We start from the raw sequence: 15,495 nt of genomic DNA, 5'->3' as shown, positions 1-15,495 counted from the left end.
GTTCCTATCTGATTTTAATCAGTATCCCGCCGTTATCTGCATAGACGATAGGGTATCCCAAGGCGGAATATATCTCGCGATTTAATATATCATCAGAATTTTGTTGATACGATCTTTTGGCATTTAAACCACTTAATTTCTTATATGAATACAGGAAATAGACCGCAGTTTTGTCATCGTACTGGATTTTAGGGTTCTCAATTATTCGATTTTTTAATAAGACCGTTCTCGTACTTACAACGGTATCATCTTCTAAGGTAGTTATCTGTTGTTTGAGCTCTGGCTGGATAACGATAGGGGTATTACTAGCAAGATTACGTAAATTTTTATCCAATATGTTATCAAATTCGAGTCTATCGACCCTATGGTCAAAGATGAGCTGATGGTAGTATCTGTTACTGTAAAGGTCAATTAAGGTGGCATTGCCCTGGGTAGAAAAAATTATTGAATTCGCTGGTGTATGATTTTTGATATATCTTGCGACTGCCAATTCTTCCTTATAAACAATGGAGACGTTATTTATGGAAACATATAAGCTTGCGGCTGAACCCATAATAATAAATATCATAAGAGCAATGTTCAAAAGCTTATTCTTTTCTCCTAGTTGTTGACAACGTTCGATGAGCATGGCTGTCATGATAACAACTCCGATCGACAAATGGACCCAAGCTCGATTGGGCAGAAAGAACAGGCCCAACCTCGGCAAAACTTCTGCGACCAAGAAAAAAAGAAGAATATAGACAAGTGGCAATACAATGTAAGGCCTGACTTTGATTCTTTTTTTCAGCAGAAAAACCGAGAGATAAACGGCTAACAAAAGCGACAGTATCCCATTATACAAATAATAAAATAATGCATAAATGCCAGTCCAACCCAACTCTGCTCCGTCCATCGTTTGGTAGTTATTTATAAACCACCACCTCCAATGAACGGAATCAAAAAAATGTAGCGCATATTTAATCATAAAGGTAGCACCAGCGAAGATTTGCCCTAAATGGAAGAGCTCGATATACGGCAGAATGATAAGAATTGCTAAAATGACGTATTTAAATGGAATTTTTTTATCGACAAAAATTAGTTGTGACAAATTTATCACAAGCGCTAATGAGGAAATCATCACAAGGCAGATACCTAATTCATGAAACTTCATTGAGAAAACGGAAATCGTGAAGGCCACAATTGACGCTAGGGCATTATTAGTCTTGACTGAAGCAGCGGTGAGAATCAAGACTGGAATCGTCAGAACCATCATCCCAACTTGTGGTCTGATAATATTCATTTCTGTGAGTATCACGGAAGGCGCCAGAAGAGACATGTATAACAAAATGGCAGTAAATCTAGGATGTATATTTTTTCTCAAATAATCATAAAAAATGAGAGATAGGCCGAGGAATAAGGCAATGAATACATTCCTATACAGAAAAAGTACATCAATTCGCAAAAATTTTGCACAAACACCTAGGAACGAGATATAGAATTGCCTCCGTGGCTCCAAGTTGATATTCTGGGCGATTGATCGCGTAAGCTGTGTCAAATAGCCGTCAGCGTCCTGCGCCAGTGGGTTTGCAACCACTGTAATCAAAATTACACTTGCAAATGCGATGATTGTCGCGTAATCACGCCAGTCCACAGTATATTTTTTTTGATGTTCTAGCTCACCAGAAATAATTTTTTTCCATAATTTCCATCGGTTAAAGAGCAAAACAAGAATCGATAGGAAAGTATTTATAATAATAATCAACCAAATCTGCCATATCGTATTGAACTCGAATGATGACTGAGTTAAAAATCCAATAATCGTGGAAATAAAAAATGAATACAGGATACTTAACGAGATGTTGCCGAATCTCCCAAAGCTAAAATTGATCCAAGGCGCTAGATCTATCAGAAGTTTCCCAGGAAAGTAAAATAATAATACACTACCGAACAAAGTCATGCCAAAAGAAAAATTTAGCAGCCATGACAAACAATAGGTGGCTACAAAAAAGAGACCGAATTGAGGGACTCCCTTCCAAACATTAGCCTGGAGCCAGGTTTTACTTTTTATTCTTCTTGCCATATTTAAACGAATTTTAGAATTATTTTCCAGTAGCTATCAACCAAAATATTATAGCAACGGAGAGCAGGGGAATCTAGTTCGGAAAAACTCAACTTAGAGCTGAGATGTTTCTTTAGGTCCTTATCTGTTTTGGCCCGCTTCATTTTTTTTCTGGCTCTCAGCACACTTGATAATCCTTGAACAAAAGAAACAGAGCTTTGTATTTTGGCTATAAACCATCCGTCGATTGTTGCATACAATAAGAGAAAAATCTCGTTCAAGAGCAGCAGAGGCAGGATCAACAACAGAGTCTTCGTTTGAGAATTCTTGAATAAAAATATCAGCCGATTTCTTTCGGCATAGAAGAACTTATTTTTGTTTTTGCTAAATGAGTATTTGTGCCAAACGATGGCGTCTTTGATCAATCGAATATTATAACCAGCAATTCTAGCTCGCCAGCTCAGATCTACGTCTTCGTGGTACATGAAGAAACTCTCGTCAAACATGCCGATTTTTCTGATTATCTCAGCAGGGATAAGCATGGCGGCGCCGCTGGCGACCGAAATATCTTTATCAGAGGCAATCTCCGATTTGTTTTTTTTGTAATCGCCACAATAGCTAAAGCCAAGGAAGTTCAGGACATTTCCCGCCGAATTGACCAAATCGGTCTTACGCTTGCCATCGTGAAGGAGGATTAAAGGCTGAAGGATAGTATTTCTATCGGCTTTTTCAACAAGTTGTCCAAGGCAATCAGGATCGATTATCGTGTCGGGGTTCAGCAGGAAAACATATTCAGACTTGTTCTTGACTGCCGTATCAATGCCTAGATTATTTCCGCCTGCAAATCCTAAGTTCTTCTTGCCCTGAATTAACTTAACACGAGGATATTCTTTTTCGATATAATTTATCGATCCATCCTGCGAGTTGTTATCGACGAAGATCACCTCAAATTTCTTGTATTTGGAGGCGAACAGACTTTCCAGGCAGTCTCGAAGATGTTTCTTGCTATTATAGCCGACGATAATTACCGAAATCATTCTTCTTCCTGTTTCTCAAAATCTTTGAGACCGATCTTCATCACCATCCTGTGTATTTGTCTCTCGAGACGGTGGGCCTTGATATATATTCTGTATGTTACGAAGAACAAGAAGACGAAGGCAGCCCCGAAGAAAGTGTTGAGTCCGGAGTCGTTTCCGCCAATCGCACGGTTTATCTCGTCGATGATCGGCGGGAAGATAGCCAGAACCATCACTGCCAGCCAGGTAAATATCCAGAAGAGGGACATTATGAGGTTCTCTTTTTTCTTCCGAAAATCATGGAATGTTTTGGTGATGACTACTATCCCTATCACCATGGAAAGTATTTTGGCGATGATGACCATTATTTTCTCCCTGCGATTTTAATGGTTAGTATTTTTGTTAAAATATTAACTCCGTTCATCCAACTCTGGCCTTTTTGTTTGGAGTAGCTTGAATAGAGGACTTCGATCGGCACTTCAAGGTGCTTCAACCTGTTGCGCTTAATCTCGCCGACAATCTCAGAACAAATTTCGTATCCCATCGAATGCAGGCAAATCTTTCTAAGTGCTTTCCTGTTAAATGCTTTCATGCCTGATTGAGAGTCAGAAGACCATTTACGAAACACTATCAAGGTCATCACATTCATCATATGATTACCAAAGATTTTGAACTTCGGCATGCCTTCCGCGTTATACATTCTGGTCCCGACCACCACGTCCACATTTTTTTCCAAAATCGGCAGGATGACTCTACGAATATCTTTTGGATTGTGCTGGCCGTCTGCGTCCATAGTGACGACAATATCTGCACCAAGTTTTTTGGCAGCTTCCAACCCTGTGATTGTGGCTGCTCCTACACCCAAATTGATAGCATGCTGGACGAGTCTGCCCGCGTGCTGGGATGCTTTCTCGGCTGTCTTGTCGGTAGAGCCATCGTCGACCACTAAGGAAATAATATCATCGATACCCTCGATCTTCTTGGGCAATGATTTCAAAACATGTTCAATGGCCGCTTCTTCATTATAAGCGGGGATGACGATAACGAGTTTCATTTCATTCTCTTCCTGAATAAATATATCACTAACATAACAAATATAATCACGATCTACAATGTACGAATTTGACAGCCGACCAAAGCATTGGTATTGTGGATTTACAATCAAATAATTATCAAGAGTGATGGTAGGGAATTGGCCCGTCGACCATCCAGCAGCTTGCCGCAAGGTAAAGTGCTAAATCCAAGCCTTCGGGCAAGATAAAAATGTAAAGTCTTGCCGGTGGCAAGCCTTTTTTGAATTTGGAATCTCGAATTTGGAATTATGGGTTCGAACCTTGATTCTATATTCAATATTCTTAATTCTCCGCCCTTTGGCGGATTGGAGCTTAGTATGAGTTATTTATTTACCTCCGAGTCAGTGACGGAGGGTCATCCTGACAAAATGGCGGATCAGATTTCCGACGCAGTTCTAGACGCGTTGCTTGAGAAGGACGAAAAATCCAGAGTCGCGGTAGAGACGTTGTTGACCAATGGTGTTGCCGTGGTAGCAGGTGAAGTTACGACCAACGCATACGTTGATATGGCCAAGATTGCGCGAAACGTAATCAAAGAGATCGGCTATGACGGTTGTGGCTTCCACCACTCATCCTCCGGTGTCATGACCGCGATCAAAGAACAGTCTTCGGACATCGCCCAGGGTGTTGATAGCTTCGAACAAACCGCTGGCGGCAAAATTGTGAAGGAAGACTTGGAGCATCTTGGTGCAGGGGATCAGGGCTTAATGTTTGGCTTTGCATGCGACGAAACACCAGAGCTGATGCCACTTCCGATCACGCTAGCGCACAGACTTTGCCAGCGTCTAGCTGAAGTTCGCAAGAAGAATATTGTCAAAGGTCTCTATCCTGATGGCAAATCTCAGGTCACTGTTGAATATGAAAATGACAAACCAGCCCGAATTCACACGGTCTTAATCGCCGCTCAACACGCAGAAGACAAAGACCAGAAGACTTTGAGAAAAGAAATCACCGAGAAAGTGATCGCTCCAGTGCTCAGGGAATATGGTTTTGAAATTGACAAAGCGACCAAGATTTATGTTAATACGACAGGTAAATTTGTGATCGGTGGCCCTGAGGGCGACACAGGTCTGACTGGCCGAAAAATTATTGTTGATACTTATGGTGGATATGCTCGTCATGGCGGAGGCGCTTTCTCGGGCAAAGATCCGTCGAAGGTTGACCGATCTGGCGCTTATGCCGCTCGTTGGGTCGCCAAGAGCGTTGTAGCTTCTGGGCTTGCTTCCAAATGCGAAATCCAGCTCGCCTACGCTATCGGCAAGCCAGAGCCATTGTCTGTTTACGTCAACACTTCGGGCACGGGTAAGATCTCTGATGAAGCAATCGCTGAAAAAATCGCCAAGAACTTTGATCTTCGTCCAGGTATGATCATCAAAGAGTTGAAACTTCGTCGACCACTCTATCGACAATGCGCCGCCTACGGCCATTTTGGCCGTCCAGATCTAGATCTGCCATGGGAAAAAGCTAAGAAGATCAAATAATGGCTAACTTAATAATTGCTGGGACAATAGGGCTAGATAACATTGAAGCTCCTTTTGGTAAAGTCGAGCGTACGCTTGGCGGGAGCGGAACTTTTGCGGCCACAGCGGCTTCTTATTTTACAGATTCTGCCTTAGTTAGCATTGCCGGTCTAGATTTCCCCGACCAATATTCTAAGTTTTTGGAGAGTCGGAAGATTGATCTGACTGGAGTAGAGAAAAAAGGCGAAACTTTCGCTTGGTCTGGTTTCTACGAGTTCGATATGAACGAGGCACAGACCAAAGAGACGAAGCTCAATTCTCTCGCTTCTTTTGACCCAGAACTGCCAGATTCATACAAAGATGCAAGCTTCTTGTTCCTAGCCAATATTGATCCGACAGTTCAATTGAGCATCTTGAAACAGATGCGGGGCAAACCTTTCGTCGTAGCCGATACTATGGACTACTGGATAGGCAGCAAGAAGGCAGAACTTCTAGAAGTAATCAAAAAGGTCAATCTAATCGTGCTAAATGAGGGCGAAGCGAGACAATTATTCAATGAGCCAAATTTGATTAAAGCAGGGAAGAAATTGTTGGAATTAGGGCCTGAATACGCCGTTATTAAGAAAGGGGAACATGGTGCGCTTCTCTTCTCTCTCAAAGGCTATTTCTCGGCCCCTGGCTATCCGCTCGAAGAACTGAAAGATCCGACCGGTTGCGGTGATTCATTCGCTGGGGGCATGATCGGTTATCTGGCCAAGACAAACGACACAACTTTTGATAATATCAAAAAAGCTGTTGTCTACGGTTCGGCCGTGGCTTCATGTTGTGCTGAGGATTTCAGTGTCAACTACACCAAGAATATTCAATATAAAGATATAAAGGAACGTTATGACGTCTTCAAACAAATCAGAGAATTTTAAGGTCGCCGATATTTCTCTTGCTGACTGGGGTCGCAAGGAAATAAAATTGGCCGAGCAGGAAATGCCAGGGCTCATGTCGACTCGTCGTGAATATGGCCCTGCCAAGCCGCTCAAGGGCGCCAGGATTGCTGGTTGCCTCCATATGACGATACAGACAGCCGTTTTGATCGAGACGCTGGTAGAATTGGGCGCAGAGGTTCGTTGGAGCTCCTGCAATATTTTCTCGACCCAGGACCATGCCGCCGCCGCGATTGCCAAGGCTGGCATCCCAGTTTTCGCCTGGAAAGGTGAGACCGAGGAAGAATACTGGTGGTGTGTAGAAGAGTCTCTCAAGTTCAAAGGTGGCAAAGGCCCAAACATGATATTGGATGATGGCGGCGACCTGACTGTCTTGGTCGCTGAAAAGCACCCAGAATTGGTCGACGAAATCTTGGGCGTCTCAGAAGAGACGACGACCGGTGTTCACCGACTTTATCAGATGGCCGAGAAGGGAACTCTCAAATTCAGAGCTATTAATGTCAACGACTCAGTAACAAAATCAAAATTCGACAACAAATATGGCTGTCGTGAAAGTTTGGCTGATGGTATCAAGAGAGCGACTGATATTATGATCGCCGGCAAGACTGTCGTCATTGCTGGTTATGGCGATGTTGGAAAGGGTTGCACTCAGAGCATGCGTGGCTTTGGCGCTCGTGTATTGGTCACCGAAATCGATCCAATCAATGCTCTCCAGGCGGCGATGGAAGGATTCGAAGTTGTGACGATGGAGACAGCGGCTAAGATTGGAGACATATTTGTCACCACTACCGGCTGTTGCGACGTGATCCGAGGCGAGCATTTGGCCAAAATGAAATCGGGAACGATTGTCTGCAACATCGGGCATTTTGATTCGGAGATCAATGTCAGATGGCTCGAGACAAACGCCAAAGAAGAAAATATCCAACCTCAAGTTGATAAATTCACCTTGAAGAATGGCAATGACATCATCCTGCTATCTCGTGGCCGACTGGTGAATCTGGGGAATGCCCATGGCCATCCAAGTTTCGTCATGAGTGCTTCGTTCACCAATCAATGTCTGGCCCAGATCGCACTATTCACCGAGACTGACAAATACGAAAAAGGCAAAGTTTACACTTTGTCCAAAGAGCTCGACGAGAAGGTTGCCCGTCTTCATCTAGACCATCTCAATGTCAAACTTACCACTCTCACCACAGAACAAGCCAAATATCTCGGTCTCAAAAAATCTGGTCCATTCAAGCCAGACAACTACAGATACTAGGCTTTGATTTCGTCTCGTCCACTTCCGCTGGATGGCCATTTTCTGGTATGATTATCAGGAAATGGCTATTGTAAAAGTCTCTAATTTTTTCAAAAAATACCCCCTTCTTTGGAGAAGTTTGGTCGGGGCATTTTTTGTTTATCTGCTCTATTACTTTGCATTCCAATACGCGCGTGTCACTGCTTTTCCGATAGGCGATGATCCAGCGACTCATATTACTCGAATCAAGACCATGAGCTTCAGCGATATATGTGGGATGTTCTACCCGATCCCGCTGATAATTTTCAAATGGCTTTCCATTGTGTTCCACGGGGTAGAATTGCCTCGGCTCTTCACTGTAACTATTTCCTTCTACTTTTTTCTTGCCGGCCTCGGGGTTGCGCTCCTCGCCAAATCAATCTCGAAGAGTTGGATCGTCGGTTTCTTGTCAGCCCTGATCTTCGTGACAAGTCGCTGGACCAACGACGGTATCAGGATGGGCCTTCTCGGAGAGACGTGGGGCTGGTTTGCGTTTGCACTCCTGCTCTATTTCTTTGTAAAAAAGAATATCGTCTTTACAATTATTTTTTCAATAATTTTAATTTTTTCCCATCCGCTTTCGTTTATCATATATGTATTATTTTTCATAACTATTTGTGTTCTTACATTCGTCGAGTCAGAGAACAAAGAGAGCAGGAAATTTCTTTTGATTTTATTGGCAATATATGCCTTGGCCGGACTGCTTACTTATTTCTTCAAAAATGACTTGATTGAAAAGTTTTTACTTTTCGTCTCGGGCGATCCGAAGGGATACGGTCAGCGCCCGTTTTGGCTGATCCTTACTTCTGACCAACCACAACGCATCCTTGTCCCATTCTTGGCTATAATTGGACTTATCGCTTCGTTGAAAAACTGGGTCAAGCATGAAGTGAAGGTTGGATTTGCCCTTGTAATCGCAGGGCTTTTCATGTCGCTAAACTATGTTTTCGGGATATATTTCCTCTCATTTCGCTTCTACCCGTATTTCGAAATGGGTCTGGCCGTATTCGCGGCGGTCGGGATCTATTCGCTAGCCAAAACGGTGATTTTGCCAGCGGTTGCTCGTTGTACATTAATCGCGATACTCGCATTTCTTGCGATCGCTCCTAGCTACAGCGCCAACACAGTATTATTGAATTGGCAGAAGAATGACCCGGGAGCCCAGGCAATTATGACTGGATCGGACCAAAAGGCCATCACCTGGGTAAGGGACAACATTCCCGAAGATAAAACGATTGCGGCTTATTGGCGCTATGGCATATGGATCAAGGCGGTAGGTGATCGCTACAATCTAGTGTATGATAATATGCTCTTTGAAAAGCCAGCCCTAGATGACTATCTAGCGAAAGGCAACGAAGTCAAATATGACTATATCTACTTTCCGCCCGAGGCTACCTCGTCGCCCACAGATTTCAAGAATTACTCTATAGTTTATAATGATAAAGTATTAATTCTGAAGAAAAATGACCCACCCCCAGCAGCCCCCACAAGAAAAAAACGAAAGTAGCGAGTCTCCGATCAGATCGGTATTTGCTCTTTTGATAATCATCATGTTCACGTTAGCCTTCTACCATCCAGAATGGGGCGGACGTTTTCGTTTTGCAGCGCTATTGTCTGGCGTCCTGCTGTTTCTTTCCCAGGTCAAATTACGTTACATCGTTAATTTACTGATCATTACGACGATGGCACTCCTACTCTTCTTCAAGAAGATTCCTGCGCCCTATCTTTGGCTGACTAGTGATGATATCTATCTCTCGACGAAGTTAATTGTGAACTATCTCTATTTTGCGATTCTGATCGTTCTGCCCGTCGGATTATTCAATTTTCTAATTTGGATATCGCTCGAAAAAAACAAGCCAAAAAAAGAGGAATCTCGTGAGAAGATTCCATCATTTTATTTCCACAACGACTGGCAGAACAAATAGTTTATTTCAATATATTCGACAGTATGTCTCTGGTCTGATCGGCAGTTTTTTCCCAGGAGAACTCTTTCGCTCTTCTCAATCCTCTTTGCTCTAGATCTTGGCGATAGTTGTTGTCGCTTAGTATTTTTGTAATATTTTGTGCCAGATTATCGGCGTCTTTTGGCTCTATCAAAATGCCAGCGTCTCCGACTACCTCTGGCAGAGAGCTAACATTGCTTACGATGACTGCCTTGCCGCAGGCCATTGCTTCGAGCGGTGGCAAACCAAACCCTTCATATAGAGACGGGAAGACGAAGACCGAAGCCCCATTATAAAGCGCTGGTAGCTCTCTGAGCCCCTTGTGCTCCAGGAATTTGACCTTGTCTTTGAGATTCAGCTGATCGACTTTGGCAAATATATTCTCATAAAGCCAACCCTTCTTGCCGCAAATTATGAGCGGATGAGCTTCTTGCGTTTTGGGGTCTAACTTGGCAAATGCGCCTAGTATCGTCTCAATATTTTTCCTGGGCTCGAGTGTCCCGACGAAGAGAATATAGCCAGGTTTGAGTTTGTCTTCCGCCAGAATTGGTGCGATTTCGCTATCAGTCATGGGTTTGAAAGCTTGGTCGAAGCCGAGCGGCGTAATCTCAATTTTTCCCTTTGCGAAAGGATAGAAACTCAAGATATCTTTTTGGGTCGCCTCTGAAATAGTTATGACTTTTTTCGTCCTCTTGACTGCCCAATAAGTGAAAATTTTGTCGACCAAGATTCCTTTCCAGGTGTGTGTTTGGGGGAAGATCAAGTTTGAAAGATCATGGATGGTATGAACGGTCGGGATCTTGGCGATTGCTGGTACGATTGGGCTAGTCGGAGCCCAATATAGATCGACCCCATCCTTTCCCAATCGACTGTTTACCTTGAAATGCCAACCAATCCCTCCGCTCTCGACTTTGACCAGTTTGGCATTTTTGAAGTGAGGAAAATCGATTTCTTTGTTAGAATACAAAAGATAGGTATTTTCGTGATCTCTTTCCAGCATCCTTTTCAGGACATGGTAAACATACCAGCCCTTGCCAGTCTTCCTCTCGCCCAATTCTCTTGTATCAACGCCGATTATCATGTAATTTTAATATATCAAACTATTAAATTTTCAGGAATACTATGGGCGATAAAAGTCCGCTGGTTTCGATCATCATTCCGGTTTACAACGGCGCCAAAAATCTGCGACAAACAATAGACTCAGTCCTTGGCCAAACGTTCAAAGATTTTGAATTGATTCTAGTTGACGATTGCTCGACCGACAATTCAGTTGAGATAATCAAGAGTTATGGCGACAAACTGCGTCTCATAGAACACGATAAGAACGCTGGTGCGCCGGCTGGGACCAAAAATACCGGAATCAAAAATTCTCGTGGCAAGTATATTGCCTTCTCTGACCATGACGATCTTTGGCTTTCGACCAAGCTGGCCAAACAAGTCGATTCTCTCGAGAAAAACTCTGACGCAGTTGCCAATTTCGCCAATGGTTTCATTTTCGATGATGTCAAAAAGATTGATCTTGCCGCCCGATGGCCCGAGATTGAGTCTGTGCCAAGCCAAAAGAGTATTTTGAAGGCTTTAATCAAGCAGAATTTTATCTTGACGACGACTGGCGCGGTGGTTAGAGCGTCAGTTTTGAAGAAACTCGGCGGTTTCGACGAAAAGATGAAGCTCGCTGATGATTATGAGCTTTGGCTTCGTCTAGCTCGAGAGGGACAACTTACCTTTATCTCGGAGCCGCTCTTTCGTTGGAGATTCCATCGTACCAGCCTCTCTCACAGAGTAGACAAAATGCTGATCGATCTGGTCTATTGCTACAAAAAAATAGATGGTACATGGGAGCTCGATCCTGTTGATAAAACTTTCGTCCAGAGCCAAATCGGGACTTACCTGATTCGACTCGGCAATTATTACCTAGAAGCGAAGGATTACGAGAAGGCCAAGTCAAACTATCAGGAATCAGAAAAATACATCTCAAGCAGAAGCCGAGAATTGATGAGATCAATCCTGGCTCTGTCCCCATCGTTGGCTTCACTCATTATCAAATGCAAACGTCGCTATTCTGGCTGGGCCTCAAGGCGACAATCAAGTTGGATGCTCGACGAAGTTTCAGGAATTAATTAAGACTAAATATGAAATTTTCAATTATCATCCCAACTCTCAATCGATACGGTGTGCTCAAAGATACAATCGATCTTTTGCTTCGAGAAAAATCTTTGATTGAGGAAATTTTGATTATCGATCAGTCTGAAGATGTCGACAAACCTTTCCTCGATTTTGTGGCCAAAATTCCGATTATCAAATATTTTCATTTGGATGTGCCAAACGCGCCAGCCGCCAGGAATTTCGCTGCTCGGAAGGCGACAGGGGAATTAGTATTATTCCTCGATGACGACATCATCCCGGTCGAAGGATTTCTAGCCAAGCACCTCAAGAATTATGAGGACAAGAGCATTTCTGCAGTGACTGGACGAGTCGTCCTACCTCATGAAAAGGGGGTTTTCACTTCCGGCAAGGCCAACCATATCACCAAGACTGGCAATATTATCGTCAACTGGACCAGCCGTGATCGAGAAGAAGTGAACACGGTCGCCGGAGGGAACTTCTCTATTTACCGAGAGATAATCGCCAAAGCTGGCTATTATGACGAGAATTATATTGGCAACGCCATGAGAGAAGAGAGCGATTTTGTCTTGAGAGTCGTGGCCGCTGGCTACAAAATAATTTTTGATCCAGAGGCCGAAATTATCCATCTGGCCCACAAAAGTGGTGGTGGCCGCCAAAAATCACGGATTGATTGGTACTTTGACTTTTTCCACAACGAGTACTATTTCTTCCTGAAGAACTTTTCACATATCTATCTTCTGTGTTTCTTCTGGCGCAAACTAAGGCCGATACTAGCCTGCATGTTCTTCTATGGCAAGGGAAAAGCAAAAGCGCTCAAAACTCCTTTTTGGGCCTTTGCTCAAGCCAAAAAGGACTTTGATTTAATCAAAGCTAAATAGCGCTATTGGTCGCTTTTACGCAGTTCTTTCAAGCTTGCGAGAGTGAGTATCTTCCATGCATTAAGCAAAAGAATGTAGAGAACTAGTGTCAGAGCCATAATAATCAGGAAGTGCCAAGAAGTGGCCTGTTTCACCGCTACGGCGAAAAAATAAGAGATCAAGGAAATCGCGAATATCTTTGCGATCATTTTTTTGTCGAATGAATAGGGCAATATTTTCTTAGTATAGTAATAATTTACGCCAAACAAGACTATTTCTGACATTAGGGTCGTAAAGGCGGCGCCCATGTATGAGTATTTCGGAATGAAGTAAAGATTCGTCAAAAAGTTGAAAGCCAAGATAAAAACAGCTATTTTGACAAGTAACTTCCGAGCGTTGCTGGCCAGGAGCACTTCACCAAGCAAGGTGTCAAGATAAATAAATGGTAGAGTGAAGGACAAGACAATTAGGGCCTTCGCGCCAATTGCAAAATCTGGGCTACTAATAAAGAGGATTATCTCTCTGGAAAAGGCGACTGAGATGATAGTGACCGGCAGGGAAAGAATCAGCATAATATTTACCGATTTTTGAATTATGCGGGCTACGCCTTCTTTGTCGCGATCTATCTCTCGGGAGATGACAGGCTTCAAACTACTAGCAAAATAACCGCCCATGAAAACTATCACCTCGATCACTTTGTAAGCTGTTGAATAAATCCCGACAGCAACCGATCCTTTGATCCAGGCTACCATCAGAGTGTCGATCTTGAAAAACAGATTATTCATGACGAAGACGATTCCCAGAGGCCAAGCGAGATCGAAGATCCATTTTGATATTTTCTGGTCGAATTCCGGTCTGAATTTAGCCAGACGATCAGAAAAAATCTTTTTGAAGAAATATATTAGTATCGCCGAAAAGGTAAGTGTCGCCATGATCAAGTAAAAATTCCCATGACTTTTGATTACGATATACAGGGCGATCAGAGTAATAATTCGAGTTATAAACTCAGCTAGCGCAGAGAACTGCATCTGCAATTTGTACTGCAAAACGACATCGTAAACGCTCGAGAGCAGATTGAAGAAAATAAAACCGCTTCCGACCAAAGTGCCAAATTTTACTTCTGGGCTGAACTTTGTAGAAAACATTATTATCACCGCAAAGATAACAGCCAAGATCGCGGTAATAATTCTAATCGCCAGGACATTCGAAAGAATTTTTCTCTCTTTTTCTGGATTTTTGGCGATTTCCCTTACGGCTACAGAGAATAGACCGAGGTCAGCAATGACAATGAAGAAGCCCAGGAAGGTATTAATAGTGTTATAATCACCGGTTCCTTTGGTTCCCAGATAGTTTGTGATCAGTTTGACCGCGATAAGAGTAAAGGCCAAGGTGAAAAATCGCACAATTATTTGCGAAGCGGTACTGATAAAAATGGCTCGTTTTTCTTTCATCTAACCAATCAATTTAGTGAATTTCTTCAAATTTATCTTTTTCCTTACTGCCAAAGTAACAATTATGGCTGCGGAAATCAACCAAAGCGAAGCTATTGCGATAGAAACCGCCAACCAATTTACTTTTTCATGCCATTTCTTGGGTGGAATAATGGGGACATTTTCATCGCTTGCCGTAACAATTTGGATTGATCCACCCTCTTTTTGAGAGAGCTCGAAGCGAATCGGATCGGAGACTGGGGTTAAAGTTTTGTTGTTTTGACCCTGAACTGTCAAAATATACGACCCTGCTGGTATCGGAAAGTCGATCAGGAATTCAAATCTGCCATTGGCGTCAGCCTTGGCCGACATCAATTTGCCCTCAGGTATCTTTGGCGATGGTTCCAATTTGATGTTAGCCATATACTCTGGCAGTGTCAGGCCTGAGATCTTGATACCTGATGCGGTGCCGTCAGCTATAATATTTTTGAAGTCGCTTGTTTTTGAGATTGAAATATCGGAGGGTTTGGCAATTTCTTCCTTAATCTTTGGATCTGGCTCCTTGATCATAATTTTGAAATGCGAAGTGTCGCCAAAGCCATCATTGTTCTGTCCTCGGATATGGAAATAATATGTCCCGATTGCTTGATCCGCATAAGTGACGGTCATCTCATTGGAGGTCACCTTCGCGCCAGGAATAGTGTCAGCGGTCTGATCGAGAAGATAGGAGAAACCGGTAATATTGCTTGGCCGATCCCAGGACAAGATGACGGTGTTCGCTTCGTAGGACGTATTTTGGTCAGCGTGAGTCGCCGAAGAGATGGAGATAGCACCTGGGGGCGTCGGACGGCGAACGATGCTGAAGGATGTGCTGTCGCCATCAGTCCCGACGATAGGTCCTTTGTCGGCCAGAGATACTCCAGAGACAGAGAATGTTCCACTGCCTGTCGTACTAGCTCTCAATTTGCAGGAAGCGATCCGAAATGAGGAAACTGGCTCAGTCAAAGCTCCGGCAAAACTGCCAGCTCCGTTTGGCTTGTTTACCCAGAGGGCATCTCCAGGAGAACAGCTCACTATTTTGATCACGCCGCCGGACCCGATCGTCCCCGAAAAGGCATTAAAAGTAGTGCCGCTAGCCGTAACGGTGCCAGTAGCTTCATCTCCTGGGTATTTCAGACTGCCAGACGAGACAGAAATACCAGCCGCCATGGCAAGCGTGGGCAAAAATAAAACTGACAAGAACGCCGATACGCATACTAACAAATTTTTCTTCATATTATCCTTTTAATTCTTAATTCGTATTTCCTAAGTTTTAATCAATTTAAAATTTTTAA

14 protein-coding genes and 1 riboswitch are annotated in these 15,495 nt (G+C 43.3%); of the genes, 7 read left to right on the top strand and 7 right to left on the bottom strand.

From position 1 onward, the window contains the following. Positions 1-4 precede the first annotated feature (4 nt). The 4 genes from WC227_00315 to WC227_00300 form a co-directional block, all read right to left on the bottom strand. Positions 5-1,741, bottom strand: a complete 1,737-nt coding sequence (locus tag WC227_00315) for a hypothetical protein (GenBank protein ID MFA6963149.1) — start codon at positions 1,739-1,741, stop codon at positions 5-7. Positions 1,742-2,061: 320 nt separating this feature from the next. Next, a complete protein-coding gene (locus WC227_00310) occupies positions 2,062-3,075 on the bottom strand; it encodes a glycosyltransferase family 2 protein (GenBank protein ID MFA6963148.1) in 1,014 nt (337 codons plus the stop codon). Beyond that, positions 3,072-3,419, bottom strand: coding sequence for a DUF2304 domain-containing protein (locus WC227_00305; GenBank protein ID MFA6963147.1), 348 nt, complete (start codon positions 3,417-3,419; stop codon positions 3,072-3,074). The genes WC227_00310 and WC227_00305 overlap by 4 nt, the downstream gene beginning before the upstream one ends. Further along, positions 3,419-4,108, bottom strand: coding sequence for a glycosyltransferase family 2 protein (locus WC227_00300; GenBank protein ID MFA6963146.1), 690 nt, complete (start codon positions 4,106-4,108; stop codon positions 3,419-3,421). The genes WC227_00305 and WC227_00300 overlap by 1 nt, the downstream gene beginning before the upstream one ends. Before the next feature lie 112 nt (positions 4,109-4,220). Then, positions 4,221-4,318: riboswitch (SAM riboswitch) on the top strand. Between the two features lie 126 nt (positions 4,319-4,444). Here WC227_00300 and metK point away from each other — a divergent pair. The 5 genes from metK (at position 4,445) to WC227_00275 (ending at position 9,729) form a co-directional block, all read left to right on the top strand. Continuing rightward, a complete protein-coding gene (gene metK, locus WC227_00295) occupies positions 4,445-5,608 on the top strand; it encodes a methionine adenosyltransferase (GenBank protein MFA6963145.1) in 1,164 nt (387 codons plus the stop codon). After that, on the top strand, positions 5,608-6,507 hold the full coding sequence (locus WC227_00290) for a PfkB family carbohydrate kinase (protein ID MFA6963144.1): 900 nt from the start codon (positions 5,608-5,610) through the stop codon (positions 6,505-6,507). Before metK ends, WC227_00290 begins: the two co-directional genes overlap by 1 nt. Further along, positions 6,476-7,786 carry an adenosylhomocysteinase gene (gene ahcY, locus WC227_00285; protein ID MFA6963143.1) on the top strand — a complete coding sequence of 437 codons (1,311 nt, stop codon included), beginning with the start codon at positions 6,476-6,478 and terminating at the stop codon, positions 7,784-7,786. Before WC227_00290 ends, ahcY begins: the two co-directional genes overlap by 32 nt. Positions 7,787-7,847: 61 nt before the next feature. Continuing rightward, on the top strand, positions 7,848-9,311 hold the full coding sequence (locus WC227_00280; GenBank protein ID MFA6963142.1) for a hypothetical protein: 1,464 nt from the start codon (positions 7,848-7,850) through the stop codon (positions 9,309-9,311). A 43-nt stretch (positions 9,312-9,354) separates the two neighbouring features. Beyond that, on the top strand, positions 9,355-9,729 hold the full coding sequence (locus WC227_00275; GenBank protein MFA6963141.1) for a hypothetical protein: 375 nt from the start codon (positions 9,355-9,357) through the stop codon (positions 9,727-9,729). A 1-nt stretch (position 9,730) separates the two neighbouring features. Here WC227_00275 and WC227_00270 read toward each other — a convergent pair whose 3' ends face one another. Beyond that, entirely contained in the window at positions 9,731-10,828 is a 1,098-nt protein-coding gene (locus WC227_00270; GenBank protein ID MFA6963140.1) for a glycosyltransferase family 1 protein, read from the bottom strand. Positions 10,829-10,869: 41 nt separating this feature from the next. On the opposite strand from WC227_00270, the gene WC227_00265 reads away from it, so the two are divergent. Continuing rightward, the gene (locus WC227_00265) at positions 10,870-11,871 is read left to right on the top strand and encodes a glycosyltransferase (GenBank protein MFA6963139.1); all 1,002 of its coding nucleotides are present in this window, start codon (positions 10,870-10,872) and stop codon (positions 11,869-11,871) included. Between the two features lie 8 nt (positions 11,872-11,879). Beyond that, on the top strand, positions 11,880-12,752 hold the full coding sequence (locus WC227_00260; GenBank protein ID MFA6963138.1) for a glycosyltransferase: 873 nt from the start codon (positions 11,880-11,882) through the stop codon (positions 12,750-12,752). Between the two features lie 2 nt (positions 12,753-12,754). Here the strand turns inward: WC227_00260 and WC227_00255 are convergent, their stop codons facing one another. Further along, positions 12,755-14,182: a flippase gene (locus tag WC227_00255; GenBank protein MFA6963137.1), complete on the bottom strand. Its 1,428-nt coding sequence runs from the start codon at positions 14,180-14,182 to the stop codon at positions 12,755-12,757. Next, positions 14,183-15,436 carry a fibronectin type III domain-containing protein gene (locus WC227_00250; protein ID MFA6963136.1) on the bottom strand — a complete coding sequence of 418 codons (1,254 nt, stop codon included), beginning with the start codon at positions 15,434-15,436 and terminating at the stop codon, positions 14,183-14,185. Positions 15,437-15,495: the final 59 nt, after the last annotated feature.

The organism is Patescibacteria group bacterium, from assembly GCA_041671645.1.
GTDB lineage: Bacteria > Patescibacteriota > UBA1384 > XYA2-FULL-43-10 > 1-14-0-10-43-13 > JBAZBD01.
Note: the sequence above shows the minus strand (reverse complement) of the source record. Positions and strands in the feature narration are given on the sequence as shown.